2 protein-coding genes are annotated in these 2338 nt (G+C 61.0%); both read left to right on the top strand.

The annotated features are described in order from the left end of the window. The first annotated feature begins 75 nt into the window (after positions 1-75). Positions 76-471 (top strand): hypothetical protein, encoded by a 396-nt coding sequence (locus VMR39_RS20975; protein ID WP_325418724.1) that lies wholly within the window; start codon positions 76-78, stop codon positions 469-471. 488 nt (positions 472-959) lie between these two features. Next, a partial coding sequence (locus tag VMR39_RS20970; protein WP_325418722.1) for a TonB-dependent receptor plug domain-containing protein occupies positions 960-2338 on the top strand: 1379 nt, incomplete at its 3' end.

Raw genomic sequence — 2338 nt, 5'->3', positions numbered from 1 at the left:
ACTGGCCCTCGCGCGATCGTTTGGTCGTGCGAGGGCTTTTCGACATGAGACATAAGCTGGACGGAAGGATATGACATGATTCTCGCGGCCCTACTGCTGATGCAGTCGCTAAATCCTGCGCCTCTTACTGGTATTTGGAGCGTTGGTGACATGCCAAACTGCTCCCAAGGAGAAGCTTGGGTGTTCACTGCCGACGGTTACTACGTGGAGGTTGATCTGGCTTCCTCCCAGATCAGCGCAGTTGGCGCATTCGACGATCAGGGCGATGCGATCGAGTACACGCATGCACATATTCCCTTCGCTTCGGCGGCGACGCCGCAGGAGCGGCGACTGTACAAGATCACTGCAAGAACGCCTGATCGGATCAACGCTCTAAACTACAAGGGCGAAAAGAGGGCGTTTCACAGATGCTCGTCGCCCGCTCTCCAGCGCGCGCACGGTGATACCGACGCGCGCCTGAAAAGTCAGTGATAAGCGCCGGGATGCGATCAAGATGGTAATCAATTGCAGCGGACCAAGTTCCGATCCGCTCTTCATGAAGCATCGCGACCCGCGACGGCGCAGCGCTATTCGAGCAGCCTCGATACAACCTTCGGATGCAGAGTATCTAGCATGACCGCTAATTATTCTCGCGTCTGAGAAGGCCTTCGTCACAAAGCTCATGCACGGCCCAACCTACCTCTGTGATGCACTCATGTCACACCGAATTATCGAATTGAAACAGGTACGAAACTTTCTTGTGGCCGCGCGATTAAGCGATCAGGGCGCCGTAGCGCTCGCGGTTCGACGCGGCGGTGGAAGATATCGTTCAGAGCGGCTTCCCGACAATGATTGCGATCCGGCTCCTTTGAGAATGCCGGAAGCTCAGGAGGAACATCATAATGCCTACTATCCGTTTATCCGCGTCCAGACTGCTGCTGACGAGCGCTGCCCCTTTCGCCCTGCTCGTCGGGAGTGCGATGGCCCAGACCGCCCCAGCCGCGCAGGCCGCGCCCGAAGTGGCGGCCGATGACAATCAGGCCGACATCGTCGTGGTCGGCACCGCTGGCGGCGGTACGCGCCGTCAGGACGCGGCCTTCGCCGTCACCAGCCTGTCCAGTGATGCCATCGCCCGCGCCGCGCCCAACAGTACGGCCGACCTGTTGCGCACCATTCCGGGCGTTAGTGCCGAAAGCTCCGGCGGCCAGAATGGCGCCAACATCTTCGTGCGCGGCTATCCGTCGGGCGGCGATGCGCAGTTCGTGACCTTCCAGCTGGGCGGCGTGCCTTTCTTCCCGCCTTCGACCTTGTCTTTCCTCGAAAATTCGCAGCTGATCCGCCTCGACGAGACGGTTGATCGCGTGGAAGCCGTGCGCGGCGGTACCGGTTCGCTCTTTTCCAACGGCCAGCCGGGCCTTACAGTCAACGTGCAGCAGCGCGAAGGTGGCCAGACGCTCAAGGGCTTTGCGAAGCTGTCCTACACCGATTATGACGAAATTCGGGGGGATGCCTGGATTTCCGGCCCGATCAGCGAAGACACGACCTTCATGGTCGGCGGCTATTATGCGCAGGGCAACGGCATCCGCGATCCGCAGTTCCGCGCCGAGGAGGGTGGCCAGATCACCGCGAACATCCGTCATGATTTCGGCGGTCGCGGTTCGCTGCTGATCTACGGTCGTTACCTCAACGATCATGGCCAGTGGCTGCTGCCCATCCCCGTCAATCAGGACGGTAGCAAGATCAGCCAATTCGCCAATTTCGACCATGGCACCGGCGCATTGGCCGGTCGCGACACCCGCGTCACAACCAACAATGCCGGACGCACCGTCGATCTGGCCGATGGTCGCGGTGCGAAGCTAGGCAATCTGGGCCTGAGCTTCGATTATGAACTGGTCGACGGCTTGAGCATCCGCGAACGCGCCAGCTATATATGGGGCACGGCCAACACCATCGGTCTGGTCCCCACCGACGCGCCGATGAGCGCGGCGGCCATGGCGACGACGCTGGGCGGCGCGGGTTCGACCGTAGGCAGCCTGACCTACGCATCGGGTGGCGGTTCGGCGGCGACCGGCACGCAGGTCATGCGTGCGGGTATCTGGGACGTGCGCAAGCGGATCGACGCTTTCGTCAACGACATGGCGCTGGAGTTCAAGGCTGGCGGTAACAAGCTGACCGGTGGTTTCTACCTGGCCAACTACACCACCCGCGACAATTGGGCGCTGGGCAGCGGCATCACGCTGATCACCTTCGACAATGGCCTGATCCATCTGAGCAACAGCGTGACCTGGGGCAACGATGGCGACGACGATACCCAGGATCTGTGGATCAATGGCGCCGGCGTCGTGCTGACGCGAGTGCA

Source organism: Sphingobium sp., assembly GCF_035511395.1.
Taxonomy (GTDB): domain Bacteria; phylum Pseudomonadota; class Alphaproteobacteria; order Sphingomonadales; family Sphingomonadaceae; genus Sphingobium.
The sequence above is the reverse complement of the archived record's forward strand: the minus strand, read 5'-3'. Positions and strand labels throughout refer to the sequence as shown.

Bases quoted from the DNA above. Each gene is read 5' to 3' on its own strand.
- VMR39_RS20975 (WP_325418724.1), top strand. From the start codon at position 76: ATGATTCTCGCGGCCCTACTGCTGATGCAGTCGCTAAATCCTGCGCCT.